At 43.0% G+C, this 25,969-nt stretch carries 26 protein-coding genes; 18 read left to right on the top strand and 8 right to left on the bottom strand.

Translation table 11 applies throughout. The features are described from left to right. Window positions 1-78: 78 nt before the first annotated feature. Entirely contained in the window at window positions 79-702 is a 624-nt protein-coding gene (locus tag L3V43_RS05600) for a DUF5710 domain-containing protein (protein ID WP_102056752.1), read from the top strand. Between the two features lie 361 nt (window positions 703-1,063). Here L3V43_RS05600 and L3V43_RS05595 read toward each other — a convergent pair whose 3' ends face one another. Continuing rightward, window positions 1,064-2,230 (bottom strand): putative manganese transporter, encoded by a 1,167-nt coding sequence (locus L3V43_RS05595; protein ID WP_211868886.1) that lies wholly within the window; start codon window positions 2,228-2,230, stop codon window positions 1,064-1,066. Window positions 2,231-2,300: 70 nt separating this feature from the next. Beyond that, complete coding sequence (locus L3V43_RS05590; protein WP_237116122.1) at window positions 2,301-3,926, bottom strand: M28 family metallopeptidase; 1,626 nt, start codon at window positions 3,924-3,926, stop codon at window positions 2,301-2,303. A 47-nt stretch (window positions 3,927-3,973) separates the two neighbouring features. Between L3V43_RS05590 and L3V43_RS05585 the strand changes: the two genes are divergently transcribed. From L3V43_RS05585 to L3V43_RS05565, 5 genes are all read left to right on the top strand, one after another. Further along, the gene (locus L3V43_RS05585; protein ID WP_158299109.1) at window positions 3,974-4,147 is read left to right on the top strand and encodes a hypothetical protein; all 174 of its coding nucleotides are present in this window, start codon (window positions 3,974-3,976) and stop codon (window positions 4,145-4,147) included. A gap of 37 nt (window positions 4,148-4,184) precedes the next feature. Continuing rightward, window positions 4,185-4,985, top strand: coding sequence for a DUF3025 domain-containing protein (locus L3V43_RS05580; protein WP_237116121.1), 801 nt, complete (start codon window positions 4,185-4,187; stop codon window positions 4,983-4,985). A gap of 1 nt (window position 4,986) precedes the next feature. Continuing rightward, entirely contained in the window at window positions 4,987-5,772 is a 786-nt protein-coding gene (locus tag L3V43_RS05575; protein ID WP_102056756.1) for an ATP-binding cassette domain-containing protein, read from the top strand. Further along, window positions 5,765-6,973 carry an ABC transporter permease gene (locus L3V43_RS05570; RefSeq protein ID WP_102056757.1) on the top strand — a complete coding sequence of 403 codons (1,209 nt, stop codon included), beginning with the start codon at window positions 5,765-5,767 and terminating at the stop codon, window positions 6,971-6,973. The genes L3V43_RS05575 and L3V43_RS05570 overlap by 8 nt, the downstream gene beginning before the upstream one ends. Window positions 6,974-7,128: 155 nt before the next feature. Then, complete coding sequence (locus tag L3V43_RS05565) at window positions 7,129-8,271, top strand: hypothetical protein (RefSeq protein ID WP_237116120.1); 1,143 nt, start codon at window positions 7,129-7,131, stop codon at window positions 8,269-8,271. A gap of 394 nt (window positions 8,272-8,665) precedes the next feature. Here L3V43_RS05565 and L3V43_RS05560 read toward each other — a convergent pair whose 3' ends face one another. The 3 genes from L3V43_RS05560 to tsaA all read right to left on the bottom strand — a co-directional run bounded on the left by L3V43_RS05560 (window position 8,666) and on the right by tsaA (window position 12,163). After that, window positions 8,666-9,466 carry a UDP-2,3-diacylglucosamine diphosphatase gene (locus L3V43_RS05560; protein WP_102056759.1) on the bottom strand — a complete coding sequence of 267 codons (801 nt, stop codon included), beginning with the start codon at window positions 9,464-9,466 and terminating at the stop codon, window positions 8,666-8,668. Window positions 9,467-9,596: 130 nt separating this feature from the next. Continuing rightward, on the bottom strand, window positions 9,597-11,324 hold the full coding sequence (locus tag L3V43_RS05555) for a proline--tRNA ligase (protein WP_206472887.1): 1,728 nt from the start codon (window positions 11,322-11,324) through the stop codon (window positions 9,597-9,599). Window positions 11,325-11,455: 131 nt separating this feature from the next. Further along, window positions 11,456-12,163 carry a tRNA (N6-threonylcarbamoyladenosine(37)-N6)-methyltransferase TrmO gene (gene tsaA, locus L3V43_RS05550; RefSeq protein WP_237116119.1) on the bottom strand — a complete coding sequence of 236 codons (708 nt, stop codon included), beginning with the start codon at window positions 12,161-12,163 and terminating at the stop codon, window positions 11,456-11,458. A 157-nt stretch (window positions 12,164-12,320) separates the two neighbouring features. Between tsaA and L3V43_RS05545 the strand changes: the two genes are divergently transcribed. Both L3V43_RS05545 and L3V43_RS05540 read left to right on the top strand, forming a co-directional pair. Continuing rightward, window positions 12,321-12,503, top strand: coding sequence for a hypothetical protein (locus L3V43_RS05545; protein ID WP_102056761.1), 183 nt, complete (start codon window positions 12,321-12,323; stop codon window positions 12,501-12,503). Continuing rightward, on the top strand, window positions 12,503-12,790 hold the full coding sequence (locus L3V43_RS05540) for a hypothetical protein (RefSeq protein WP_102056762.1): 288 nt from the start codon (window positions 12,503-12,505) through the stop codon (window positions 12,788-12,790). The genes L3V43_RS05545 and L3V43_RS05540 overlap by 1 nt, the downstream gene beginning before the upstream one ends. Before the next feature lie 382 nt (window positions 12,791-13,172). On the opposite strand, the gene L3V43_RS05535 is transcribed toward L3V43_RS05540, so the two are convergent. Together L3V43_RS05535 and L3V43_RS05530 are read right to left on the bottom strand one after the other, a co-directional pair. Then, window positions 13,173-13,652 carry an acyl-CoA thioesterase gene (locus L3V43_RS05535; protein WP_010372647.1) on the bottom strand — a complete coding sequence of 160 codons (480 nt, stop codon included), beginning with the start codon at window positions 13,650-13,652 and terminating at the stop codon, window positions 13,173-13,175. Between the two features lie 84 nt (window positions 13,653-13,736). Continuing rightward, window positions 13,737-15,386, bottom strand: a complete 1,650-nt coding sequence (locus tag L3V43_RS05530; protein WP_237116118.1) for an electron transfer flavoprotein-ubiquinone oxidoreductase — start codon at window positions 15,384-15,386, stop codon at window positions 13,737-13,739. 176 nt (window positions 15,387-15,562) lie between these two features. On the opposite strand from L3V43_RS05530, the gene L3V43_RS05525 reads away from it, so the two are divergent. From L3V43_RS05525 to fos, 3 genes are all read left to right on the top strand, one after another. Next, window positions 15,563-16,315: an electron transfer flavoprotein subunit beta/FixA family protein gene (locus tag L3V43_RS05525; RefSeq protein WP_174168906.1), complete on the top strand. Its 753-nt coding sequence runs from the start codon at window positions 15,563-15,565 to the stop codon at window positions 16,313-16,315. Next, window positions 16,312-17,238: an FAD-binding protein gene (locus L3V43_RS05520; protein WP_010604705.1), complete on the top strand. Its 927-nt coding sequence runs from the start codon at window positions 16,312-16,314 to the stop codon at window positions 17,236-17,238. Before L3V43_RS05525 ends, L3V43_RS05520 begins: the two co-directional genes overlap by 4 nt. Before the next feature lie 112 nt (window positions 17,239-17,350). Next, on the top strand, window positions 17,351-17,758 hold the full coding sequence (gene fos, locus L3V43_RS05515; RefSeq protein ID WP_237116117.1) for a fosfomycin resistance glutathione transferase: 408 nt from the start codon (window positions 17,351-17,353) through the stop codon (window positions 17,756-17,758). 109 nt (window positions 17,759-17,867) lie between these two features. Here the strand turns inward: fos and L3V43_RS05510 are convergent, their stop codons facing one another. Then, window positions 17,868-18,938, bottom strand: coding sequence for a DUF3083 family protein (locus L3V43_RS05510; protein WP_237116116.1), 1,071 nt, complete (start codon window positions 18,936-18,938; stop codon window positions 17,868-17,870). Window positions 18,939-19,186: 248 nt separating this feature from the next. On the opposite strand from L3V43_RS05510, the gene glnS reads away from it, so the two are divergent. The 7 genes from glnS to L3V43_RS05475 all read left to right on the top strand — a co-directional run bounded on the left by glnS (window position 19,187) and on the right by L3V43_RS05475 (window position 25,937). After that, entirely contained in the window at window positions 19,187-20,851 is a 1,665-nt protein-coding gene (gene glnS / locus L3V43_RS05505) for a glutamine--tRNA ligase (RefSeq protein WP_211868904.1), read from the top strand. 56 nt (window positions 20,852-20,907) lie between these two features. Continuing rightward, a complete protein-coding gene (locus L3V43_RS05500) occupies window positions 20,908-22,734 on the top strand; it encodes a serine/threonine protein kinase (protein ID WP_237116115.1) in 1,827 nt (608 codons plus the stop codon). Window positions 22,735-22,836: 102 nt separating this feature from the next. Then, the gene (locus L3V43_RS05495) at window positions 22,837-24,111 is read left to right on the top strand and encodes an RNA polymerase sigma factor (protein ID WP_237116114.1); all 1,275 of its coding nucleotides are present in this window, start codon (window positions 22,837-22,839) and stop codon (window positions 24,109-24,111) included. Window positions 24,112-24,248: 137 nt separating this feature from the next. Then, on the top strand, window positions 24,249-25,094 hold the full coding sequence (locus tag L3V43_RS05490) for a YciI family protein (protein WP_102056770.1): 846 nt from the start codon (window positions 24,249-24,251) through the stop codon (window positions 25,092-25,094). An 85-nt stretch (window positions 25,095-25,179) separates the two neighbouring features. After that, on the top strand, window positions 25,180-25,359 hold the full coding sequence (locus tag L3V43_RS05485; RefSeq protein WP_237116113.1) for a hypothetical protein: 180 nt from the start codon (window positions 25,180-25,182) through the stop codon (window positions 25,357-25,359). 15 nt (window positions 25,360-25,374) lie between these two features. Continuing rightward, window positions 25,375-25,569 carry a YciI family protein gene (locus L3V43_RS05480; protein ID WP_237116201.1) on the top strand — a complete coding sequence of 65 codons (195 nt, stop codon included), beginning with the start codon at window positions 25,375-25,377 and terminating at the stop codon, window positions 25,567-25,569. A 14-nt stretch (window positions 25,570-25,583) separates the two neighbouring features. Next, window positions 25,584-25,937: a DUF1428 domain-containing protein gene (locus L3V43_RS05475; protein ID WP_102056771.1), complete on the top strand. Its 354-nt coding sequence runs from the start codon at window positions 25,584-25,586 to the stop codon at window positions 25,935-25,937. The last annotated feature ends 32 nt before the right edge of the window (window positions 25,938-25,969 follow it).

Below are 25,969 nucleotides of genomic sequence, written 5' to 3'. Positions count from 1 at the left end.
TTCGCTTAGCTCAAGCGTAGCAAACGTTATTCCACGCCTTTACGCGGCGTTAGGGCTTATCGAAATAGGTAGCTTTTTATGGATGAAATAACATATTTAGAAGTTCCATTTGAGGATAAAGAGAAAGTAAAGTCGTTGGGCGCTCGTTGGCACTCAGAGAGAAAGAAGTGGTTTGTTCCAAAAGGTTTAGATACGGGACCATTCGAAAATTGGCTACCGATTTATGATGATCATGCATCGCAAAAAGCTATCTCTCCATTTTATCTGCTTCAATCGACAGAGCTTTGCTGGAAGTGCGACAAACCATCTGAAGTCATTACCTTTGCTAGTCATGGCACAATCGACACTGAAAGTGATGAGCGCTCTGAAGGATTAACCAAGTATTTATACGTCAGCTTTATCCCAGAGAGACTGAGAGTATACTTGGATCTACACTTCAAAAGTTATTACTTGGATTATTCCGCAACGACCGATTCATTTTACTACATGAATCATTGTCAACACTGCAAAGCCCCACTAGGTGACTTTTTTATGCATTCTGAACCGGAGGGTGCTTTTTTCCCTATCAGTGCAGAAATGTCAGCCGATATTGCTATTACTAGACTGAAAGAAAGTGGATTTGTAAAAATCTCAGCATCTGAATCATATGGGGTTATTGAGCATATATTGGAAAATGGGCAAATGAAAGAGTTTCAGCCCTAACAGTCTGTATAAGAGTGATTCGCAACGCGTGGCATTTTCGCTATGCGTTGATTTTAGTGATTAAGGTGGCATGCTGAGGCTTTTGTATTGCGTTTCTCACTACTTAATGCGGTGCTAGCCCATAGAAATTTTTATTCGAAATTCGTCTAATACAGCCGACGACCTAAAACATTTTTGTCCAAAAATAAGTTTATTTGACCACCCGCTATTCGCTCTTTCGGCAATTAATCAGTTACGAACGGTCATATTTGGTTGAACTCATAACCCTAAACTGCCAGATCGTGTATGAGCCAGCGCACTGAGTCTTGTTAACACCAGCGCACTGAGCTGCGTCAGAGCATTTCGTCGACGTACTCAAGTATTAAGCCAAGTTAATGTAGTAGAGGCCGTAGCCCACGATAAATGCAGGCACTGCAGAGTAGATGGTGGCAAATAGCGCCGCCCTTGGTGCCAGTGCTATCGCTGGAAATAACGCATCGCCATCGTTAGCAACGGCATTGGCTGCCAGGGCACTAAATGGCACGACACCTTGCAGGTAAAGCGTTGTAACAACAATTTGGGGGCCACAGCCTGGTAATAATCCGACAAGAATGGCCACCAGTGGTGCATACAGCGCATAGTCTTTAAACCAAACCGCGAGATCAAGCCCTAAATACGCAGTAGATAGCTCGTAAAGCAAAAAGCTTGCAACGACCCAAGCGGTCACAAAATGCGTGTCCTGTAGCACTCTAGTGAGTTTTGACGGTGGGTCGCATTCACCTTCCTCACAGGTGATATCTTTATAGCTTACGCCCTTTGAATTAAGTGCCCACACACAAACAGCAAAAAGGCATAATGCTGCACCAAGCCAAGCAATTTCTGCATCAAAAGGTGCTAAATCGACGTTAAAAGCAATCGCGAGTGCAATTGCAAGACTAGGTAGTAAGCACAGCTTCCACACCTTACGGCTTAGACTAAACGCACGGCTCGCGTGTAAGGTTTCTTCTTCGACCTCATTGATGGTCTGCGGGACACAAAAGTCGGGTTGATGAATTAAGTGCACACATAGCCCACTCACAATACCCACACCAACGCCCATCGCAATGATAGTGAGGCCTGTCAGCGGCTCTTTGGCGAGCAGTAAAAACGCAGCATCTCCCATCGTCGCAGTAAGCACTGCGACAACTGAAGCAAAGCTCGCTTGTTTTTTGGTAAATTGGGTGACCACGATAATCGCGCCACCACAGCCGGGCAGCGCGCCTAATATTGAGGCCATGGCTATTTCGAGAATAGGGGATTTGGTACTCAGATAACTGAGATTAAGCTGTGGAATTCTGTCAACAAGAAAGTAGTACACGAGCAGGGTAGCGGCAACAAAAACGCTGACTTGAAAGAATGCATCGCTCAGCGCGCTGACCACAATTGGTCTCGCCGTTTCAAATGCCATTAGTACAATAATAACGAGGGGTAAAATCAACCGCTTGTTGAACAACAAACTCACCTTAGCGCCATGTGCTGGTTGAGAGTATCGAAGTAGAGATGAAAACATAAAGTGCAACCCGTGTATTGTCTAAGTTGCACTTTAATTTCATTTTAAATGAAAATCAATATCATTTGCATTATTTTCTTTGAAACTCTGCGGTTGCTTTCCATTTTGGCCAAGCGTCTTGCTCAGAGACATCATAGCCAACTTTAAAGAACAGCTGTAGATCCTGTATCGCCCCACTTAAATCCCACTCTTCACGGTAGCGGTCACACGGCTGATGATAACAACCGCGCAATACTAAACCCATACGTTTACGATAGGTTTCAGTCTCTTCGTCACGTGCTTCAGTTCCACCACCTGCGTACATTGCAGGCACACCCATGTTCGCAAATGCGAAGTGATCAGAGCGATAGTAACCACCAGCGGCAGGACGCGGATCTCCCGAAACGACACGGTCTTGCGCTTTTGCTGCGGTTTCTAGTATTTCATCAAGCTCAGATTTACCAATACCAACTACGCTGATGTCTGTTACTTTACCCAATAAATTTAGGCTATCCATATTGATGTTAGCAACGGTTTTCTCTGCTGGAATAACAGGGTTTGCGGCATAAAATTTTGAGCCTAACAGACCTTGCTCTTCAGCCGTCACAGCCAAAAACGTAATTGAACGGCTAGGGCGAGTTGGCAGTTTAGTAAAGGCTTCAGCTACCTCAATCATACCGCCTGTGCCGCTGGCATTATCATGCGCACCATTATAAATTTGGTCACCTTTACGGTTTGGATCGGTACCTAAATGATCCCAGTGTGCTGAGTAGATGATGTGCTCGTCTGACTTATTACTACCTGGCAGGGTGGCGATAAAGTTATACGAAGTTGATTTTTTGATGGTGTTTTTGACGGTAACTGACGCGCTTAGGTTGCCCATATCCACGTGGTATGCGCCTTCAGCAGCTTTTTTCTTTGCTGTGTCAAAATCAAGTCCAGCCTTTTGAAACAGCTCTTTAGCAACGTCTACCGTTACCCAACCTTCAACCGCAACGCGGTCCATATTGTTATTTTCTTTTTGGAAGCCAAACTGTGGGCCACTCCAAGAATTTTCTACTACGCTCCAAGGATAAGAAGCCGGCGCTGTTTCGTGAACAATAATCGCACCTGCTGCGCCTTGGCGTGAAGCTTCTTCGTATTTGTACGTCCAACGACCATAATAGGTCATAGCTTCACCGGTAAATTTACCCGAATCAGGATTAGCAAAGCCTGGATCGTTTACTAGCATCACCACTGTCTTGCCTTTCACGTCTAGGCCTTCGTAGTCATTCCAGTCGTACTCTGGGGCATTTACGCCATAGCCAACAAAAACCAGCTCTGAATCTTTGATTGATTCGAGTTCGCTGATACGGGCCGAGCCCATCACCATGTCTTTCTTATATTCGTAGTTTTTGCCACCGATTGTTAACGTCATATTAGGATCGGCTTCAAGCGAAACCAGTGGCACTTCTTGCAAGAAGCTGTTGCCATTGCCAGGCTGATAGCCAAGCGCTTTAAAATGTTTGGTTAAATAGGCAAGCGTTAGCTCTTCACCTTTTGTTGACGGAGCACGGCCGCCAAATTCGTCAGAGGCAAGGGTTTTAATATGGGCTCTGAGTTGAGCATCGTTAATACTATTGTATGCAGTATCGATGTCTTGGGGGCTATTGCTAGTGCTAACACAGCCCGCCAGCACCGCCATAGATAGAGCGCTGAGCGTCAGTTTAAGTTTCATAATTGCCTTTCTTTTACTTGTTAGGAACCCATAAGTAGTAACATAAAATGCGTAAAAGTTCGAGCGGGACAAGACGGCTAGAGGAGATAGAAATTAATGAAACAACCGTTGTGGAACAGATCATTGCATTGTTTTTAATCGCTATCCTCATTTTAGCGTGTGACGTAGCCTGTTACGCTCATTTACAATTGGCTTTTGCCAAGTATCAAGCGCTTCAGTAAAATAGTCGGCTAATTGCATGATAAGTATCTCAATCAAATGAAAAAGTTTACAGCGCCTGAGGCGTGGCAGGTTACATGTTTACATGCTGAGCCATTTTCCCATTTAAATCAGCTTTTTGACTTAAAAAGTCAACAAGCCTGGCCAAGCCCCCAGTGGCTGTCTTCTCACGTAAACAGCATTAGCTTGCAACAATATGATACCCGCTTTGTGGCCGATGAAACGATAGACTTTGGCGATAAATACTATGAAGAGATTATCTTTGAAACCCATCAGGTACCGACGCGTAGTCAAAACTGGCACGATTTATTTGGCGCGTTGATTTGGTGTTTATTCCCAAAAACAAAAGCTTTGTTAAATGCCCTACATATCGAAGAAATAGCACAGTTTGGTTTAAAGCAGCGGAGTAAAAAGCGTAACGCGTTAACACTCTTTGATGAGTGTGGTTTGGTGTTGGCAATCGATGATGATAAATGGCGTGATGCCTTTAAATCACACCAATGGCAGAATGTATTTTACGATAATCGTTCAGAATGGCAGCAAAACCTAAAACCTTTCGTATTTGGCCACGCAAACTACGAGATGCTAACCAATCCCTTTATTGGGCTGACGGGAAAACTGGTGTGTATCAATGTTGATGCCGCATTTTGGCAACTTTCACTAAGCGAACAATATCGTTGGTTAGATGATAAATTGGTTGCACTGATCAATGATGGGCTGCTTGAAGACAATACCAAAATGTCACCTATTCCGCTGCTTGGGATCCCAAACTGGCATGAGCCACAAGATTTAGAGTTTTATCAAAATACGGACTATTTCAGGCCGAAAAGAAGGAAATAGCATGATAACTATCAATGGATTAAAAAAACGCTTCGCCCTGACTCGCGAGCACAAAAAGAAAAAGAGTCAGACGGATCCTCGCGAGCGTGATGGTTTTTTTCACAGTGTAGAAGAGGTTAACCTGCACTGTGGGCAAGGTGAAGTACTTGGATTGCTCGGCCCCAATGGGGCGGGAAAAACCACCACTTTGCGTATGCTCTCAACTGCACTGACGCCGGATGCCGGTACTATTTTAGTGGATGGTCAGGATATTGTGAAAAAGCCAGTTGTTGCACGCAAAGCCATCGGTTTTTTATCAGGGTCAACTGGTTTATATGGACGTCTTACCGCCAAAGAAAATGTTGAATATTTTGCACGACTCCATGGTTTAAAAGGAAAAGCATTAAAAGCGAAATGCGATGAGCTGTTTCAGCGCCTGGAAATGGAAACCTTTTTAGATAAAAGGGCTGAACACCTATCGACCGGTATGAAACAAAAGACCAATATTGCACGGGCGGTGGTACACAATCCTAAAGTCGTCGTATTAGACGAGCCAACGACGGGTCTTGATATTATGACCACACAAACGGTTATCTCTTTTATTCGCGACCTCAAAGCGCGTGGTACACCCGTTATATTTTCTACCCATCACTTAGATGAAGTTGCATTATTGTGCGATAGGGTGTCTGTGATCGATAAAGGGATCACCTGTTTTGATGGCAGTTTAGCTGAGTTTAAAGTGAAGGGGCAAAGTGAAGAGCTAAATCAAGCATTTTTAAATTTGTTAACGGGAGCACAGCATGTTTGAGGTATTTTTAAAAGAAATTAGAGAGCTGCTGCGCGACCGCAAAACACTGTTTTTTGTGATTGCACTACCGATGTTGGTATTTCCCGTGATTATGGCTTTAGTCGGCTTTATGGCTTCACAAGCCGCCATGGAAGCGAAGCAAGAAGTTCATACGTATTACATCGCAAATGAAGCCTATGCTGAAAAGTTCTCTGAGCAGGTTTTTTATCATAAAAGTTTTAAGAAATATGCAGGTGAGCTCAAGCTTGATAGCGTCGAAGCATTGAGTGATGCGGTACGAAGTGGCGTGATCGATGTTGGGATTTTTATTCCATCCGATCCGGTTGAAAATCTAGAGTCTGGCGTAAAAAGTGAATGGAAAATCGTGTTTAACGATGCGCAATCTATCAACTTTATTTACGACCGCTTGTCTAAACTTGCTAAGAAGTTTTCTGATGAACTCAGAGCGGTGAAGTTAACCTCACTGGGATTGTCGCAAGCGGAGCAAGCGGCAGTGCTCCAACCCATATCGATTACTAAAGTGGATACTGCTGACAAACGCGAAAATTTAGGCGAGAAGTTAGGTGCGTTTATCCCTTACATGTTAATTCCGTTGGTATTGATGGGGGCGAGCTATCCAGCTATTGATTTAGGCGCTGGAGAGAAAGAGCGTGGCACTTTAGAGACGCTGTTATTAACACCAATCTCACGCACGGAGCTGGTGTTAGGTAAATTTTTAACCGTATTGAGCAGTTCAATATTCTGTGCGCTTATCACGGTCTCCAGCATGGCGCTGTGGATAGGAATTGCCAGTAGCTTTGTCGAGCTAGACGTAATTAAAAACGCCTTCTCGTCGGTTGCATTATTAGACTTTGTCTTGATTTTTGCACTGTTGCTTCCTGTTGCTGTGATGCTTTCGTCGCTAACACTTGCCATCTCAATTTACGCCAGAACCTTTAAAGAAGCACAAAACTACATGGGACCACTCAGCATGGGGATCTTCATTCCCATTGTGATGTCTTTAATGCCAAATATGGAGCTAACCGCTAAAACTGCATTGATCCCAATTACCAATGTCGCATTAGCGATTAAAGAAATCATCAAAGGCACGGTTGATTATGGTTACGTCGCATTAATTTTTGGCGCTTCTGCTGTTTTAGCTGCTGGGTTACTCGTGTGCTGCGTTAAATGGTTTAATAAAGAAACCGTTTTGTTTAGGTAAAGCTTCAGTTAGGTGTGAGTCATTGAGAATTATGGCGTTTTTCTGTACGATAAACGCCTTATTCAGCGCTTAACTTTTTGTAACTTAGCCTGCTGTTTATTTGGATAGCTTGCGGAAGTCGTAGGTTTCAATTTTAGTCACTCAAGGAATGTAGGATGACATCAACCTCGGTACTTAAGTCAGTCAGTGAATCGGTTACTAACGGCATAGCCATTTTATTCTTGTTTTCGTCGGTGTTGCACTCAGTCGGGTCAAGCTTTTTGGAAGCTCTGATCTACTTAGTGATTTCTTTGTTACTATTTTCATACCGTAATCGTTTAATGTTTGACCTTGCACAAAAGCACTTTGTTATCACTAAACAACTATCGTTATTGAATGTAAGTATTCGGCGAATAGATGAGTGTGTGATACCACTTCCTACTGTGACTGATGTATCTTTGGATTGTAACAAGCAACTCAATTATATCGGTATAAGTTATCTTTCAGAAAGTGAGGAGCCTGCGGTCTATTCATTTTCGTGTTTGCGGCAAACTGATGAACTCAACGCGCTTTTGTCTGCATCAGGTTTTGACCGTAACGTTCAACGAACAGCTGATACAGATAGGAGATCAACTACGCGCTCAACTCCAACTAGCCTTGCAAGATTATTTCCTTTGTTTATGAATAGCAATCGCGATATTGAAGAGCGATTCTCCGTGTTACGATGTGCACTACCGACGCCTAAGCATAAGCTGCATATTGTTTGGATGGTGGTAGGGGCTTTTGCTCTAATGACCTGCTTTATTCTTTACTCGTCACAAAATTACATAGCGGGTTTGGTATTTTTGGTGCTCACGTACTTTAGCTATTGGTTGACGTCTTTATTTATCAGTAATAAACACTATTTTGTCTATCACTCACCCTGTAACCAAATTAAGGTTGAGGAAAATAGTTTGCTGCTACCTGCGTTACTGTTTACAGATAAACAAGCACGAGAGGTAAAAAAGGATGAAGTTAACAATATTAAGGTACACTGGAATACGTTTACAGTCAGCGATTTAGATAGGTTAACCTCTTCGACTCGTCGTAATCATATTGTTGATTTGGTCTTTGATACTGAGTATGGTGCGACGGTTTCACTCTCTGGCATGAGCGTAGAAGCCGAGCCACTCTTACTTGCGTTAACGCATTGGCAATATCCTTTGTCTATCGAACGAACGGATAAAGCGGTGTTCCCAATGGTGAGGCACTTTCGATATGGTATTCTAGTATTTATTATCGGTATTATTGTCTGGGCAATGACCACATTTGTGATATAACACACCTGACAAAAGCGGCGATTCTACCAGAATATCGGTATGCTAGTGGCAATAGTATTTTTAATCTATCGCTATCCAGAAATTATTGAACAACCCGTTTTATACCAGTTGTATTAAGTAAATGATCTATCTTGAAGCGGGGAAATAGCTTTAGTAGCAAGGCAAAAATTTTGCTATTTAGTTGTTCTAGATGAGAAATTTTTAACGAAGCTAATATGCTATTTCACCCTTCAAATTGATTAGAGAATTAATTCAATTGGTATTATACATCTTTTTGATTTTAATGATGGGCTTAAGCGCAGAGGCATACGTGCAAAACAAGCGTATCAATAAGCGTACTGACTTACTGCATAAGCTATTAAAAGAAGAGTGACTGGAAGAACTGAAGCCGCTATTAAGCGGCTTCAACATTATCGGTTTTAACATTGTCAATTTCAACTACGTTGAGGACAGATTGTACATCTGACCAATGCAGCAATTCGATACGACCTTCTTGGTTTTCAACCAATGCCGTGCAGTTTTCTATCCAATCACCATCGTTGCAGTACACAATACCATCTACGACACGGATCTCTGGTTGGTGGATATGCCCGCAGATAATACCGTCGACACCTTGTTTCTTCGCTTCATGAATTGCTGCGTTCTCGAATGCGGCAATGGCCTCTCTGGCTTTATGCACGCGCTTTTTCAGCCAAGATGCAAGCGACCAATAATGACCGCCATATAAACGTCGTACGCGATTGGTCCAGCGATTTAAGAAGAGTAGAAAATCATAAGCGGCATCCCCAATGATACTGATCAGTTTGTTGTATCTTGTTGCCGAGTCAAAATCATCACCGTGTAGTAATAAAAACCGCTTACCTGCGGAAGTGGTATGAATAAAGGTTTTATGCACTTCGACTTTAAAAAGCGTTTGCCCAACATAGTTTCTGAAGGTTTCGTCGTGATTACCCGGTATGTAGATAACGCGTGTACCAGATCTCGCTTTTTTTTGTATGCATTCTAATACCTGATAGTGGGATGGATCCCAAAAAAACTGGCGTTTCATTGACCATAGATCAACGATATCACCAACCAGATAGAGTACATCACATTCGGTTTTGTTGAGAAAATCTAGCAAGAACTTTGCTTTACAGTCCTTGTAGCCCAAGTGTACATCTGAGATCCAAATACTCGGATAGTATGTTGTTTTCATGGCTTGGCTCTTTAGCGTAATAATGACAATGCTAAGAGGCAAAGATGACAGTGGCGGGGCAGTTAGGAGAAGCTAATATGACAAAAGAGCATACATCTGTATGCTCTTTTGTCATGCAATTTACGTAGGTTTATTTACTTCTAATTGCATTAACGATTGTTTCAACCGCAGATCCAATATCCAGCATCAGTTTTTCGCCAGTTTGACGATTTTTCAGCTCAACCTTATTTTCATCAAGATTACGCTCGCCAATCACTAGGGTATAAGGAACACCGATAAGTTCCATATCGTTAAACATAACCCCCGGACGCTCTTTACGGTCGTCGAATAACACATCAATTCCCGCATTTTGTAGATCTGTATAGAACTTTTCTGCGATCTCTGGGATACGGTGAGACTTATGCATATTCATTGGCACGATTGCCAACTCAAATGGCGCAATAGCAACAGGCCATTTGATACCGTAATCATCGTTATTTTGCTCGATTGCTGCGGCAACGATACGAGAAACACCAATACCATAACAACCCATGGTTAATGTTTGGTTTTTCCCTTCTTCGCCAAGTACACCAGCTTTCATCGTTTCAGAGTACTTAGTACCAAGTTGGAACACGTGACCTACTTCGATACCACGTTTGATAAGGATTTTACCTTTACCACAAGGGCTTGGATCGCCTTCAACCACGTTACGGATATCTTCAACAGTATAAGCGCTTACGTCTCTGTCCCAGTTGATCCCACTATAGTGAACACCATCTTTGTTTGCACCGGCAACAAAATCAGCCATGATAGCTGCGCTACGGTCGACAATGATAGGCATTGAAAGACCGACAGGTCCCAAAGAGCCTGGTTTTGCACCAATAGCGTTAACAATGTCTTCTTCGCTTGCCATCTCGAGCGGTGAATCCACTAGTGCTAATTTCTCAGCTTTAAGCTCATTTAAGTCATGATCGCCACGAACGATAAGCGCGACAAGCCCACGTTTACCGTCTTCGTCTGGTGCGCCATACACGATGAGTGTTTTCACACCACGGTGTGGTTTAACGCCATGTTTTGCTTTTAGTTCAGCGATGGTGAAAGCTTCTGGCGTGTCAAACGTATTAAGTTCTTTACTTGGCGCTGGGCGAGTTTCAGTTGGTGCAAGTGCTTCTGCCTTTTCAATGTTTGCAGCGTAGTCACTTTCATCACTGAATGCGATTGCATCTTCACCAGACTCTGCAAGTACATGGAACTCATGCGATAGGTTGCCGCCAATTGAACCACTGTCAGCAATAACAGGACGGTAGTCAACGCCTAAACGATCAAAAATGTTGCAGTAAGCTTGGAACATCTTGTGATACGTTTTTTCAAGGCACTCATCAGTCATATGGAATGAATAGGCATCCTTCATGGTGAATTCACGCGCGCGCATCACACCAAAACGTGGACGAACTTCGTCACGTACTTTCGTACTGACTTGATAAAGTGTGATCGGCAGTTGCTTATAGCTGTTGATTTCACGACGTACAAGATCAGTGATCACTTCTTCATGCGTTGGACCAAGTGCAAATGGACGGCCATGACGGTCATTAATACGAAGTAGTTCGGGACCAAACTGTTCCCAACGGCCTGACTCTTCCCATAGCTCTGCAGGCTGGATCACTGGCATTAGCAGCTCAATCGCTCCCGCTTTGTCCATTTCTTCACGGACAATTCTCTCTACTTTGCGGAAAACTTTTAGGCCTGATGGTAGCCAAGTATAAAGACCTGAAGCCAATTTACGGATCATACCCGCTCTAAGCATTAGCTGGTGGCTTACCACCTCTGCATCAGACGGCGTCTCTTTTAGAGTCGCTAATATATATTCACTCGTACGCATTCTTATTCCAGTATAAGTTACTTATTGTTCTCTTATTGGCGGCTATTCTAGCAGTGCAGTAGCCGCTTAAAAAGCTTTAATACCTAAACATCTTCATAATTTATAAGTTTATTGGCAAGCCGCTGAATTTGCTATTTTGCTAACGATATTTCAGTGACATGGTTATGCTCACCATCCACAGTCCAGCGAATATTAAAATCATACAAACTCATACCATAGTCCTGCTTTGATGTGCGTTTCTTTTTATAAGCCGGACGAGGGTCCTGCTTCAGTACATTGGTAATGAACTGTCGAAGTTCAGGATAGTTTTTCTGTTTTTCGATAAAAATGTTGGCCTCGTCTGAGAAACTAACAGACATTTGCGTTTCTGGCCGAGTATCAGCAAAGCCAGCCGTGGCATCCACCAAGGCATCTGAATAGGGAAGGTACGGCTTAATATCAATGATTGGTGTACCGTCCAATAAATCTACGCCGGAGAGCAATAGATCCAGCTGACCATTTTTATACTCTACGCCCTCGAGCTTTACTGCACTCATGCCAATCCCATTGGGTCGAAAAGTCGCTCTAGTCGCAAACACGCCTTTACGTTCATTGCCACCGAGTCTCGGAGGACGTACAAGTGCGGAGTAACCTTTATCAGCGGTTTCATGAAAACGAAACAACAACCATATATGCGTGAACGCTTCAATACCACGAACAAATTCTTCGCGATTGAATTCACCAACAAATCTAAGCTTGGCTTTTGCCTCTGGGACAAGCCTTGGTTGTCTCGGTATAGCGAACTTCTGTTTATAAGGAGATTGGATAAAGCCGATGGGCTCGATAGTGATTTGTTCCACTATGGTCTCTGTTTTAATTAAGATGAGCGAAGTTTACTATTGATCCTGACTTTCACAAAACCCTGCTCGTAATTAGCCCTGTAATGTCATGTAATTTATCTATTCAGATTTTTCGCATAACCTTGTAAACAATGGAATTGCTGGTGGAAGTCGCAACATGAATCGGCACACTTTTTCGCCCCAAAATGGCTTACGTTCGAGTTTACGCACAGATAACGAACAAATTATTGGTACTCGAGCGTACGAGTACAAGCAATTGGTAGAAGATATAAAGCCAATTCAAGGTTTACGAGAAAAATTACAAGCATTTAATCGCCTGAAACGAGATGAGTGTAAATAATGGAGTTTCATAGAAAGGTTGACCAAAGTTGTCAAGAAGTGCTCTGTAAATCATCCCCTTTAAAGCCTATTTTGATCCGCGCTATATCGGAGCGTAGAGCTGCATTGCAAGCAATAATTAATGATTTAACAGAAGGGGTAGTAAGTCCAACTAAAATGGATGTACTGCTCAGTCAAGAGGCTGAAAAAGTAAGCTTACAATTATTAAAAGAAGGTAATTTAAGCAAACGCGATGCGCTAGCTGCTAGTGAAAAAGTTATTTTTTCTCTTGCAAGAAACCTTTTGTGAAATTGCTATTTAACTTAAAGTTTGAATAAGTAATGTTCTTTGTTGGATAAGCTTTTAAATGTAAAATTGGATTAAATCGCTAGTTCAATGGTACTTAGTTTCAGCAGTTTTAGTATCTCTGCATAGAGCGAATCCAATTTGCACTTGTCAACATTGTTAATGCTGGTCCACTTGCAAGAAATCCGTCCAAATGCCCCGAAGTTCGTCATTGTAACCAGTTCTCACAATTTAAATTTGCTGAAAATATGCAGTGGCAAATATCGAAAAGTTGGGGTGAGTGTAATGTCGTGGTTTTTGGTGAGCCGAATAGCGCCTTTAAACTGCTAGAAGTTCAATCGTAGTTGAACTTCTACACTTTAATTTTTGTTATCAAACCTTCATGTTATTTACTATCGGACAAGGTTTCTTCTAATAGCGATTCGGTCTGGATCGCTATTTCCTTCATTTTCACCGCATAGGCTTCTAATTTTTTCTCCTCTTCGGTTTTCGCTTTAAACTGAGGAATTTGAATTGGATACCCAGCTTGGTCCATGGCGATAAAGCTGATAATACAGTGATTGGTTTCGACAAGTCGTTGCGTTTTTGGATCACCACAGCGCACCTGAATAAAAATCTGCATACTGGTGTTCCCGGTATGGGCAATGCGCGCGGAAACCTCAACAATCTGACCCACAAGAATCGGACGGTGGAAACGCATGCCCGCAACTGAAACGGTAACGCAATAGCTGCCGCTCCAACCCGCGGCGCAAGCATACCCAGCTTGATCAATCCATTTCATGACCATACCACCGTGTACTTTACCGCCAAAGTTGACGTCGGTGGGCTCTGCTAAAAATCGAAAGGTGACGGATTGTTGTGGCATAGGCTCAGCTCTATTTTTAAAAATATACGCTAAGTATAGGAAAGAAAGGGGCATTTCGCCCCCGCAATTTAGGATTTATTGATATTACATGTTTGGATAGTTCGGACCACCAGCCCCTTCTGGGGTGACCCAGGTAATATTTTGGCTCGGATCTTTAATATCGCAGGTTTTGCAATGAATACAGTTTTGCGAATTGATAACAAACTGCTTCTCACCTTGCTCGTTTTCGTTTACTTCATACACGCCTGCAGGGCAGTAGCGCTGCGCAGGCTCATCAAACTTAGCTAAATTCACTTTGATTGGTATTTCAGAATCTTTTAACTGTAAATGACATGGTTGCACTTCTTCATGATTGGTATTCGATAAAAATACGGAAGAAAGTTTGTCAAAACTTAATTTACCATCCGGCTTTGGGTAACTTATAGTTTGCGATTCAGATGCAAGCTTAAGCTGTGCGTGATCCTGATGTTCGTCCTTAATAGTAAATGGTAGCGAACCTGAGAAAATGTTTTGGTCGATCATATTGTAGGCGCCACCCATAATACGACCTAACTTATGCATTGCTGGGCCAAAGTTACGAGATTGATAAAGCTCATCATAAAGCCAACTTGCCTTAAATTTGTCGGCAAAACTTACCAAGTCTGACGGAGCGCTTTCTTGGCCTAATGCCTCAATGATGGCATCGGCTGCAAGCATACCTGACTTCATTGCAGTATGGTTGCCTTTAATTTTGGCAAAGTTGAGGGTACCTGCGTCACAGCCAGTCAGTAAACCACCTGGGAAATGCATTTTAGGTAGGCTGTGAAAGCCACCTTTGGCGATTGCTCGAGCACCATAGGCAATGCGCTCACCACCTTCAAGTACACTCGCAAAGGTGTCGTGATGCTTCATACGCTGAAACTCATCAAATGGACTTAGGTGTGGATTAGTGTAATTTAAGTCGATGATTAACCCGACCACGACTTGATTGTTTTCAGCATGATACATAAATGAACCGCCATGGGTATCATTGTCGAGTGGCCAACCTGTGCCGTGTACAACAAGACCTTCTTTATGCTTGCTTGGGTCTACTTGCCAAATTTCCTTAAAGCCGATGCCATAGTGTTGAGGGGAGGCGTCTTTATCCAGTTTAAATTCAGCTATAAGTTGTTTGCCTAAGTGGCCACGGCAACCTTCAGCAAATACGGTATATTTCGCTCTAAGCTCCATTCCAGGCATGTAGCTGTCTTTAGGCTGGCCATCTCTATCTAGGCCCATATCACCGGTAATAATACCTTTAACTTGTTGCTCTTCTATTATTAGAGAGTGGGCGCTAAAGCCTGGGAAAATTTCAATGCCAAGTTGTTCTGCTTGTTCAGCGAGCCAACGGCAAACATTACCCATAGAAACAATATAGTTGCCGTCATTTTTAAATGTTTTTGGTACCACTAGATGAGGCAGTTTGGTGGCATTGATTTCATTTTTGAATAAATAAATGTCGTCACCCGTCACTTTTGTTGTCACGGGAGCGCCTTTTGCAGCCCAATCAGGGATAAGTTCGTCTAGTGCTTTGGTTTCAAACACTGCACCTGACAAGACATGTGCACCTACTTCAGAGCCTTTTTCGACTACACAAATCATTAATTCTTGTTGTTTTTCTTGAGCCTGTTGAGCGAGTCGGATAGCGCAAGACAGGCCCGCAGGACCTGCACCAACTATCACAACATCAAACTCCATGGTTTCACGTTCGACCATTATTAACCTCACACTATTTGACGGTAGATTAACTAAAGAGAGGCTTTAGTTTGATTTTCGTTAAACTAAGGTTATTTGAGGTTGACGTTTACGTCAACAGGAAGTAGTCTGAAACCAATAAAATAATTTGTTGACGTAGACGTCAGCTTAGAGAATAACCAGATGATGGAGTAACCATGAAAGTACTTGTGCCAATCAAACGCGTGATTGATTACAACGTAAAGGCAAGAGTCAAATCTGACAACAGTGATGTTGATTTGAGCAATGTCAAAATGGCGATCAACCCATTTTGTGAAATCGCGGTAGAAGAGGCGGTTCGTTTAAAAGAAGCGGGCACCGCAACGGAAGTTATTGCCGTATCAATTGGCGATAAAGCTTGTCAAGAGCAGCTAAGAACGGCGCTTGCACTAGGTGCAGATAAAGCAGTTCACATTGAAACAGACGCAAAGCTTGAATCTCTGCACATTGCAAAACTACTGGCTAAGGTAGTGGAACAAGAAAGTCCAGAGCTGGTCATTCTAGGTAAACAGTCTATCGATTCTGATAATAACCAAACAGGACAAATGCTAGCGGCGTTAACTAAGCGTGCTCAGGGCACTTTTGCCTCTAAAGTTGTAGTTGAAGGCGATAAAGTACAAGTGACGCGTGAAGTTGATGGCGGTTTGCAAACGGTGTCGCTATCACTTCCAGCGATCGTGACAACAGACTTGCGTTTGAATGAGCCTCGTTATGCTTCACTGCCAAATATCATGAAAGCTAAGCGTAAACCACTAGACGTAATCGCAGCGGATTCGTTAGGCGTTGATTTAGCTCCTCGTATTGAATTGGTGAAAGTTGAAGAGCCAGCTAAGCGCTCTGGTGGCGTGATGGTTGAGAGCGTTGAAGAGTTAGTAAACAAGTTAAAAACAGAAGCAAAGGTGATCTCATGAGCGTATTAGTTATTGCTGAGCACGAAAATGGTGTATTGAAACCTGAAACCGCTAAGGTGGTTGCTGCTGCAACAAAAATAGCAAGCGACATCACCGTATTAGTTGCAGGTCACAACATCGCTGAGGCTGCCAATCACTCTGCACAGATCGCTGGTGTAAAAAAGGTGGTTGCTGTTGATGATGCTTCATTCGAACATCAGTTGGCAGAAAACACATCTGAGCTAGTTGTTGAATTAGCAAGTGACTTTTCACACATTTTGTTTTCAGCGTCTACCACAGGTAAAAATATCGCGCCACGTGTCGCGGCGTTACTCGACAAATCACAGATCTCAGAAATTATCGATGTGATTGATGCAGACACCTTTAAGCGTCCAATTTATGCGGGTAATGCAATTGCGACTGTAAAATCATTAGACTCACAAAAAGTTATCACTGTGCGTGCATCAGCATTTGATGCCGTAGAGACTCAAGCAGCATGTGACATTGAGGATCGCTCGCAAAGTATTGCCTCTCAAGTGAGTGAGTTTGTGAGCATTGAACAAACTGAATCTGAGCGCCCTGAATTAACTGCCGCACCGGTTGTTATTTCAGGTGGCCGTGGTATGCAAAACGGTGAAAACTTTGCCTTGCTAAATGGTATTGCTGACAAACTAGGGGCCGCAATTGGTGCATCGCGTGCTGCTGTTGACGCGGGCTTTGTGCCTAACGATATGCAGGTGGGCCAAACCGGTAAGATTGTGGCGCCTAACTTATATATTGCAGTTGGGATCAGCGGCGCTATTCAACATCTTGCAGGTATGAAAGATTCTAAGGTCATTGTCGCTATCAACAAAGATCCAGAAGCCCCGATTTTCCAAGTGGCTGATTATGGCCTTGTTGCGGATCTATTTGATGCGTTACCAGAGCTTGAACAGGCGCTGTAACGCTTCTTTTTGTAGCTAGCCTACATCAAGAAAAATAATTCTGGTTGTTAAAGCCGTTGTACCTTTGGTCGCGGCTTTTTTCGTATTTGGGATAAAAACGTTAGGAGTAAATATGTTATCAGGCTTAAATCACATCACAATAGCGGTATCTAACCTAAATACATCACTGGATTTTTACTGCGGTTTGCTAGGGTTTGAGCTTTGGGTAACTTGGGACAAAGGCGCGTATTTAGCGCTTGGTGAAGTATGGCTTTGTTTATCTTTAGGAGAGCCATCTCCGAGCTCAGATTACAGTCATATAGCGTTCAATATTGCTGCCGAAGACTTTACGACTTTTTCTAAAACATTATTGGAAAACGGGGTTGGCGTATGGCAGCAAAATAGCAGCGAAGGAGACTCGCTCTACATTTATGACCCCGATCATCACAAACTCGAGATCCATAGTGGTAGTTTGCAAAGTCGGTTAAAAAGTTTGCTGCAGCAACCGTATTCAGGCCTCACTTGGTATAAAAAATTATAATTTTAATTACCAGTATTAATTATCTCGTCGTTTAAATTGATGCTTATATTATTCTGGTAAAGAAAGGGCGCAATGACTTGCTCGGAAGCGCCCAAACCTTATTTAATGGCTAGTAGTCGTAACTAATATGTTGGAAGAAGCGTACGTTGATATCTTGCTTTTCAACATTAACAGGAAGTTGCGAAACAAAGCGTTTAATAGCCGTTTCTACGTGATTCATAAAACGACCATAGCCCATGTCTTTTTTGTCTTTGTCATTGGCAACGATCACAAAGCGAATGGTGTCCACTAGGTTTGCTTCGTTAAACAGCGAGTAAATTTGATTGTCACCGGAGCCGGTATCAAAACTCAGCTTTTGTAGCTCTCGGTTAGTATCGGACTTATCGATTTTGGCGCTTCTGATGATAGGCAAACGGCCATCGGCTACCATTGCTACCATATTAAGCTGTTTATCGGCGCAAGAAGAAAGAAATGTATCTTCTAGTGTACGATAGAATTGTCCGTAATCACTAGGGCGCATTTGGCTTTGGAACTCTGTTTTTATTGCACGTGACACTGGAATGTTAAAGGTCGCGTAGGTCATTTCACTATATTCTTCTGGTAACGTGCAGTTTCTGGCTTGATAACGTGGGTAAAGTGCACGCAATTTATAACCATACGACTCTTTGTCACCTTTCGCTTTGGCAAAGAGATCATAGGTTAAATGTTGATGGTCTCTCACTCTAAACTGAGGTTCTAGCGGAGAAAAGCCTTCTTTAAGTGCATCAAGCACCTTTTTCACTTTGTTGTGGAAGGTCGCTGCATTGGCGCGTAATTCATTTCCCGTGGCTAAAAATAATAAGCGGATTTTACGCGCTTGGTATCCGTCATTGAGATAAGTTTGGTGCGCTTCGTGGAACTTAGGGTTGTAGAAAAACAAAATCTGCTTTTCTGTTTGCATGGTATAGGCTTCGTCGTGGTAACGCACCACCGGCAATTTATCGTTCGCAATTACATGTACATTATGCAGCTCATATTCGTCACACAGTGCGAATAGCTGGCGAGACAAACGCTCGTAACACGCGCTGCTGGAGTCAAAACATGCATAGAATGCATCATCCGGTTTAAACTCAGCAAGAATATAGTGGTTGTTCCTAGCCTTAGTTGATATATAAACACGATTCAAATTCATTGAAGCCATTACTTTTGTCCTTTCCTCGGTAACGTGACTTAAGCAGTGTTTGTGGTATAAACACTGAGATGGCGCAACTATAGGATGAAGTTGTGACGGAAATATTGCGCTAGAACAAAATTTGTCACAAAAATCTGATGAACATTTAACCAAATGAATAAATCCTGATACAGCGCAGATAATTGCTGTAAGTTCGGCTGAGTTTTTGTAATAATGCCGAGGTTAACTAAGAGCATAATTCAGAGGAAAGATTTCCTATGGCGGAAACTGAAAATCGCCCATCAAACTTTATTCGCAACATTATTGATGCGGATCTTGCCAGTGGCAAACATGCGTCTACGCACACACGTTTTCCACCTGAGCCAAATGGCTTTTTACACATTGGCCATGCTAAATCAATTTGCTTAAATTTTGGTATTGCCCAAGATTATCAAGGTAAGTGCAACTTACGCTTTGACGATACCAACCCAGAAAAAGAAGACATCAACTACGTTAAATCTATCCAAGAAGATGTCCAGTGGCTTGGCTTTGAGTGGGATGGTGAAATTTGTTATTCATCAAACTACTTCGACAAGTTGTATAGCTACGCCGTAGAGCTAATTGAAAACGGTAAAGCGTATGTTTGCTTCCTGTCGCCTGAGCAGGCGCGTGAATATCGTGGCACGCTGACTGAGCCTGGCAAAAATAGCCCTTATCGTGACACTTCACCTGAAGAGAACTTAGCCTTATTTGAAAAAATGAGAAATGGCGAGTTTAAAGAAGGGGAATGTGTTCTTCGTGCTAAGATTGACATGGCAAGCTCATTTATGGTGCTTCGCGACCCTATCATCTATCGTGTACGTTTTGCACACCATCATCAAACTGGTGATAAGTGGTGCATCTATCCGATGTATGACTTTACGCACTGTATTTCCGATGCGCTTGAAGGGATCACGCATTCACTTTGTACATTAGAGTTCCAAGATAATCGCCGTTTGTACGACTGGGTGCTAGATAACATCAGCATTGCGTGTCATCCGCAGCAAATCGAGTTTTCTCGTTTAAATCTTGAATACACGGTGATGTCGAAACGTAAGCTTAATGACTTGGTTGTTAATAACCATGTTGAAGGATGGGACGACCCACGCATGCCGACAATTGCAGGGCTTCGTCGTCGTGGTTATACACCAGCTGCAATTCGCGAATTTTGTAAGCGCATTGGCGTAACCAAAATGGACAACATGGTTGAAATGGGTATGCTTGAAGCGTGTATCCGTGATGACTTAAACGAAAATGCACCACGCGCAATGGCGGTACTCGACCCTGTTAAGCTAGTAATTGAAAACTTTGATGCAGATAAAGTTGAAATGCTACAAGCGCCTAATCACCCAACATTAGACATGGGCGAGCGTGAGCTACCGTTTACGCGCGAAGTCTACATTGAACAAGAAGATTTCCGCGTAGAAGCGAACAAAAAGTTCAAACGTTTGGTGCTAGGTAAAGAAGTGCGTCTTCGTAATGCTTATGTGATTAAAGCTGAGCGCATTGAAGAAGACGAAAACGGTAATATTACGACAATCTACTGTAGTTACGACCCTGATACTTTAGGTAAAAACCCAGAAGATGGCCGCAAGGTAAAAGGCGTAATTCACTGGGTATCTGCTTCACATTGTATTGAAGCGCCAGTGCGTCAGTATGATCGTCTATTTACTGTGCCAAACCCAGCGGCTGCTGAAGATTTCACGGAAGTGTTAAACCCAGACTCTTTGGTAACCATTGCAAATGCCAAACTTGAGCCAGCACTTGCAAACGCTAAGCCTGAGCAAGGTTATCAGTTTGAGCGTTTAGGTTACTTCTGTCGTGATAACAAGTCAGAAGCGCTAATGTTTAACCAAACTGTTGGTCTACGTGATTCGTGGGCTAAGATAGAACAGCAAGGTTAATACTGAATGAGGTCGGCTAATGTCGACCTTTTTTATTGCTTTTCCTACGTACAATTATGTCTGAAAAATCCATCCAACACTTCTATATCAACGAACAGCAGTCCATCTACTTACTGTCTCATCATGATGCAAAAAAGCATCGTCAATGGCTGAATATCTGTAAAAAACAATTGAGCCAACTTGGCTATAAACATGTTGAGGTAATTGGCTCTGGTGCATTTGGCTTCGTATTTGCTGGTAGAAGTGATATGGGGAAAGACTGGGTGTTTAAATTTTCTCGGATCACGCTTGCCCAAAGTGTGCGTGATAGGCTTGAAGATGAAGGCTATATGTTGTCGCAAATTGACAACCCTATGGTGCCAAACTTCTATGCCTTCGAGCGAGTAAAGAAGCAAGGCATTTTGATGATGGAGCGTGCCCCTGGTGAAGATTTAGAAAAGATCTCACTCAAAAAGGGCCGTTTTAAAGCGCATGAGTTGGTAAGCCTCGCGTTAAAACTCAGAAATGTGTTGGTTGATTTGCGCGAGCGTCGCAATGGCATGTCTCCTCAGCCTATCGTTCATGGAGATATTAAACCATCTAATATCGTTTGGGATGAAGCTTCCGATGGTTTCTCTTTGGTTGATTGGGGAAGCTCAGTCTATGCTCAGGTGGACGTGCATGGCGAACCCATTGCCAGCAATATTATGGATTTGATGTCATCTGATGTAAGTACGACTAACGCTCGGATGGGAGATGTGTACTTTATTGGCGATGAGCAAATGTCGGGTGCACAATCTTCTCCTCGTTTTGATGAACAAGGCGTTGCATCGACGATTTATGCACTGGCTAGTGCACAATCATGTCGCTTTGGTGCTCAGGTCATTCCTGCTAGCGCTTTGGGGCTGCCAAAAGTATTTGCGCAAGTGCTAGATGGCATGCTTAGCAAAGACAAAGCAACGAGGGATAGCGCAGGGGATTATTTTGTTCGTAATATGCCAGCAATGGCAAAAATGTATTTACCTGATTTAACACTGTCAGAGAAAAAATCCCGCATTCCTTTTTGGACCTACGAAACCGCAGTTAAACCTGAAACGGTCGTCTATAGCTCACGCAAGCAGTTTTTACGTCGTGCTGACGATAAACACAATCTAAGAGACGTAAACGACGCGCAATTAGATAGATATTATAAAGAGTTTTTGTTTGATACCGGCGATACCGAGAAAGCCTTTTTGGCCTCAATCAGCAGGCTGGCAAAATATCCGGTCGTTGGTGGTCTCAGTTTTCACTGGAAAGACGCGCAAGTATTTGTTGAGTCGAGTCTTATTTTACACGATGAAACATTGAGTCTTGCATTTAAAGACGCGTTGAACGCCACCGTAATGCTCGCGCAGGGGATCAAACAAAAAGGTTTATTTAAATGTTGTTTATTCGACGCGCGGCAAACTATTCAATTGACTCGTGACGGCACCGGTGCGTTCCAATTTGACCATCTGCCAGAACTAGAGTTTAGCGTTAGCGATATTTCGAGCAATGAAATTACACGCCCGCATTCATACTTTGAAGACGGCAAAGATCCAGACGAGCAACTGCAGCTGCCAAGACAGATAATTCAATGCGTGTTCGAGTTAAATCAGATCCACCATACAGGTTGCATCATTTTTGAATCGTTGCAAGATAGGATGAAAATTCATTATTACTACCGGCTACTTGATGCTAATAAAGCAGCGCAATTTAAGGCGCTATTGACTCGGATCATGCAATACGCGGTTAGTATTCAAGATTATGGCGTAGCAGGGTTTATGAAGCTGCCCTATAAAAATACACGTGAGTTTGCTCTATGCGACCGCCAGCCTGACTTTTTCTTTCCCAAAAATCCCAAAACATTTGTCGTTAACACTTAGGTGTTAGTACCGCTTCTGGCCAGTTATTGAGGCTCTTGCTGATTTATGAAATAGTGACTATACCAATTCAAATAGCGATAACCTAGCTGACGAAGGAAAGTGATGAGCAATCAACTCGCTTGCGATAGCAATGCTATTCGTAAGTCTATCGAAGTGCTGTACAAGCAAGAAAGCCGGAAAATTTACGCCACACTGATCCGCCTTCTAGGTGACTTTGAGTTAGCGGAAGAAGCATTGCAAGACGCGTTTAATGTGGCGTTAAAACATTGGCCTACTCAAGGCATGCCAGAAAATCCAGTCCCTTGGTTAATTTCTACTGGTCGCTTTAAAGCCATTGATGCAATACGTAAACAGCAACGTCAAAGAGAAAAGCTAGAAGTTGCTGCTACTGAAGTGGATGGGGTTTCTGATATCGCAGGCCACGCTCAAGAGCAAAACGCCAATGTAATTGAAGACGACCAATTGCGATTAATTTTTACCTGCTGCCATCCGGCTATTGATCCAAAAGTACAAGTTGCGCTTACTCTGCGGGAGGTCTGTGGACTAACAACAGAAGAAATTGCCAGTGCATTTTTGGTGTCTAACACAACAATGGCACAACGAATTGTGCGCGGCAAAGCGAAGATCCGTGATGCCCGTATTCCGTTCGAGCTGCCAGACGACACTGACTTTAACAACCGACTTGATGCGGTGCTTACGGTTATCTATCTGGTCTTTAATGAAGGGTATTCAGCAACACAAGGCGAACTTGCAATACGCAGTGAACTGACGTCCGAGGCCATCCGCTTAACTCGTTTACTTTATTCTCTAACACCAGATCCAGAAGTGGCGGGGTTACTCGCCTTGATGCTCTTGAATGATGCAAGAAAGGCGGCGCGCACCAATGCCAGCGGTGACATCATTTTACTGGAAGATCAAGACCGAAACCTTTGGAGTAAAGGTATGATCACCGAAGGTACGCAGTTGGTCGCTGAAATAATGCGCGCCGGTGAATATGGCTTTTACACCATTCAGGCGGCTATCTCTGCGACTCATGCTGTTGCGACAACTGCAGCGGCGACAGATTGGTCACAGATTGTTGAATTATATGCTCAGCTACACAAAGTGAGCCCTTCTCCTGTTATTGAGCTCAACCAAGCGGTTGCAATCGCTATGAAAGAGGGGCCAGATGCGGGTATTACCATTATAGAGCGGCTATTTGAGCACAAAGAAATGCAAAGGTATCACTTGGCTCATGCGGCTTATGGCGAACTATTATCTCGTGCTGGCAGAACGGCTAGTGCGATTAATGCATTTAAAACGGCTCTCAACTTAACAACGCAATTACCAGAGCAAAGGGTTCTCAAACAAAAGCTTCTCAAGCTCGGTGAAAATTAATTAAGAAAATTTTCCTTACTTTGTCGATCTCTAAAGAATGCATTCGACTAGAGTGTATAGAGCACTTTATTTATTAATACCGCAGGTAACCTTTGGTTATTCAGCTCTATTTATAAAAGACAACAGGAGAATTGACGATGAAAGTAATGGTGATTGTAAAAGCAAGTGAAGGGTCTGAAGCAGGAGAGTTACCAACCGCGGAATTAATGGCTGCGATGGGAGAATTCAATAATGCATTAGTTGATGCTGGAATAATGACTTCTGGTGATGGTTTAAAGCCGAGTAAAGAGGGAGTTCGCGTTCGTTTTAAAGGCGAAGAGCGCATAGTAACTAAAGGGCCTTTTGCAGAGACTAATGAGTTAATTGCAGGTTATTGGGTATGGGAAGTTACATCAATGGAAGAGGCGCTAGAATGGGTTAAGCGCTGTCCTAATCCCATGAATGAGGAATCTGATATTGAAGTTAGACCGTTTTATGAAATGGCTGACTTTGCAGGTATCGATCCCAGCGGCGAAATCCTCGCAGGCGAAGAACAATTAAGACAAAAGATTGCGATGCAAACTGCACATGTTTGCAATTATTTGTTTTTTGCAGGGCGTACCGAAGAGGCACTTGAATACTATCAACAGCATCTATATGCCAAAGTCGGTCTGCTTATGCGTTTTAACGAAAGTCCAGATCCTATTCCTGATGGTGCGATACCAGAAAACTTCTCAGATAAAGTAATGCACTGTGAGTTTAGCATTGGCGATATGAAGATTTTTGCATCTGACGGCTGTGGTGATGATGCTTCGTTTGCAGGATTTAGCCAGTCTATAACCATTGATTCTGAACAAGAAGTCCACAGAGTATTTAATGCGCTAGCCGATGGTGGCACGGTCAGAATGCCATTACAAGAAACATTTTGGTCCCCCCTTTATGGTCAAGTCGTTGATAAATTTGGTGTTGCGTGGATGGTGATGTTACCTAGTAATACTAATTAACCTTGAGCACGGAATAGCTAAGTCAGATCGAGCAGCAAAAGACGTTCGCTATTCAGATACTAATTAATAAGGAGCTGGACACACTATGAAATATGTCGCTTTGGTTTATTACGATGAACAAGCAATGGAAAAGCTCTCACAAGATGAATGGGACGCACTTAACCGTGAATGTATCGCGTGTGGGGAATCATTAAAAGAGCGCGAGCAGATGATAGGGGGCAACGCGTTGCTCTCAACTCAAAGTGCGACAACCTTGCGGGTATGAGCGGGTAAAGTCGATATTACCGATGGCCCATTTGCAGAGACTAAAGAGCAGCTTGCGGGGTTTTATTTACTTGATGTCAAAGACTTAAATGAGGCCATCCAAGCGGCTAGCAAAATTCCGCCAGCGCGCTATGGCAGCATTGAAATTCGGCCTGTTCGCGAGTTACAAGACGAGAACAATGTCAGCTATGAAGCACAAAGACGAGAATAATAGAGGGGTCAAAGATGAGTTATATAGATGGTTTTGTATGCGCTGTACCCACCAGTAAGCGTGAAGAATATCAAGCACACGCCAGCAAAGCGGCAAAAGTGTTTAAAAAATTTGGAGCAGAACGCGTTGTCGAGGCCTGGGGGGATGATGTCCCTGATGGTACGCTTACCTCTTTTCCAATGGCTGTAAAATGTAAGCCTGATGAAACAGTGGTGTTTTCCTGGATCACTTGGCCTTCAAAAGAAGTGCGTGATGCTGGAATGGCAGAAGTATTTAAAGATCCTATTTGCGATCAAGAAGCTAATCCAATGCCGTTTGATGGTAAAAGGCTTATCTATGGTGGCTTTATGACAATAGTAGAGTGTTAATCTTAGTTATTAAATTGGGCTGAGTTATCAGC

Origin of the sequence: Pseudoalteromonas sp. L23 (genome assembly GCF_021728455.1) — a bacterium.
Classification (GTDB): Bacteria; Pseudomonadota; Gammaproteobacteria; order Enterobacterales; family Alteromonadaceae; genus Pseudoalteromonas.
Note: the sequence above shows the minus strand (reverse complement) of the source record. Positions and strands in the feature narration are given on the sequence as shown.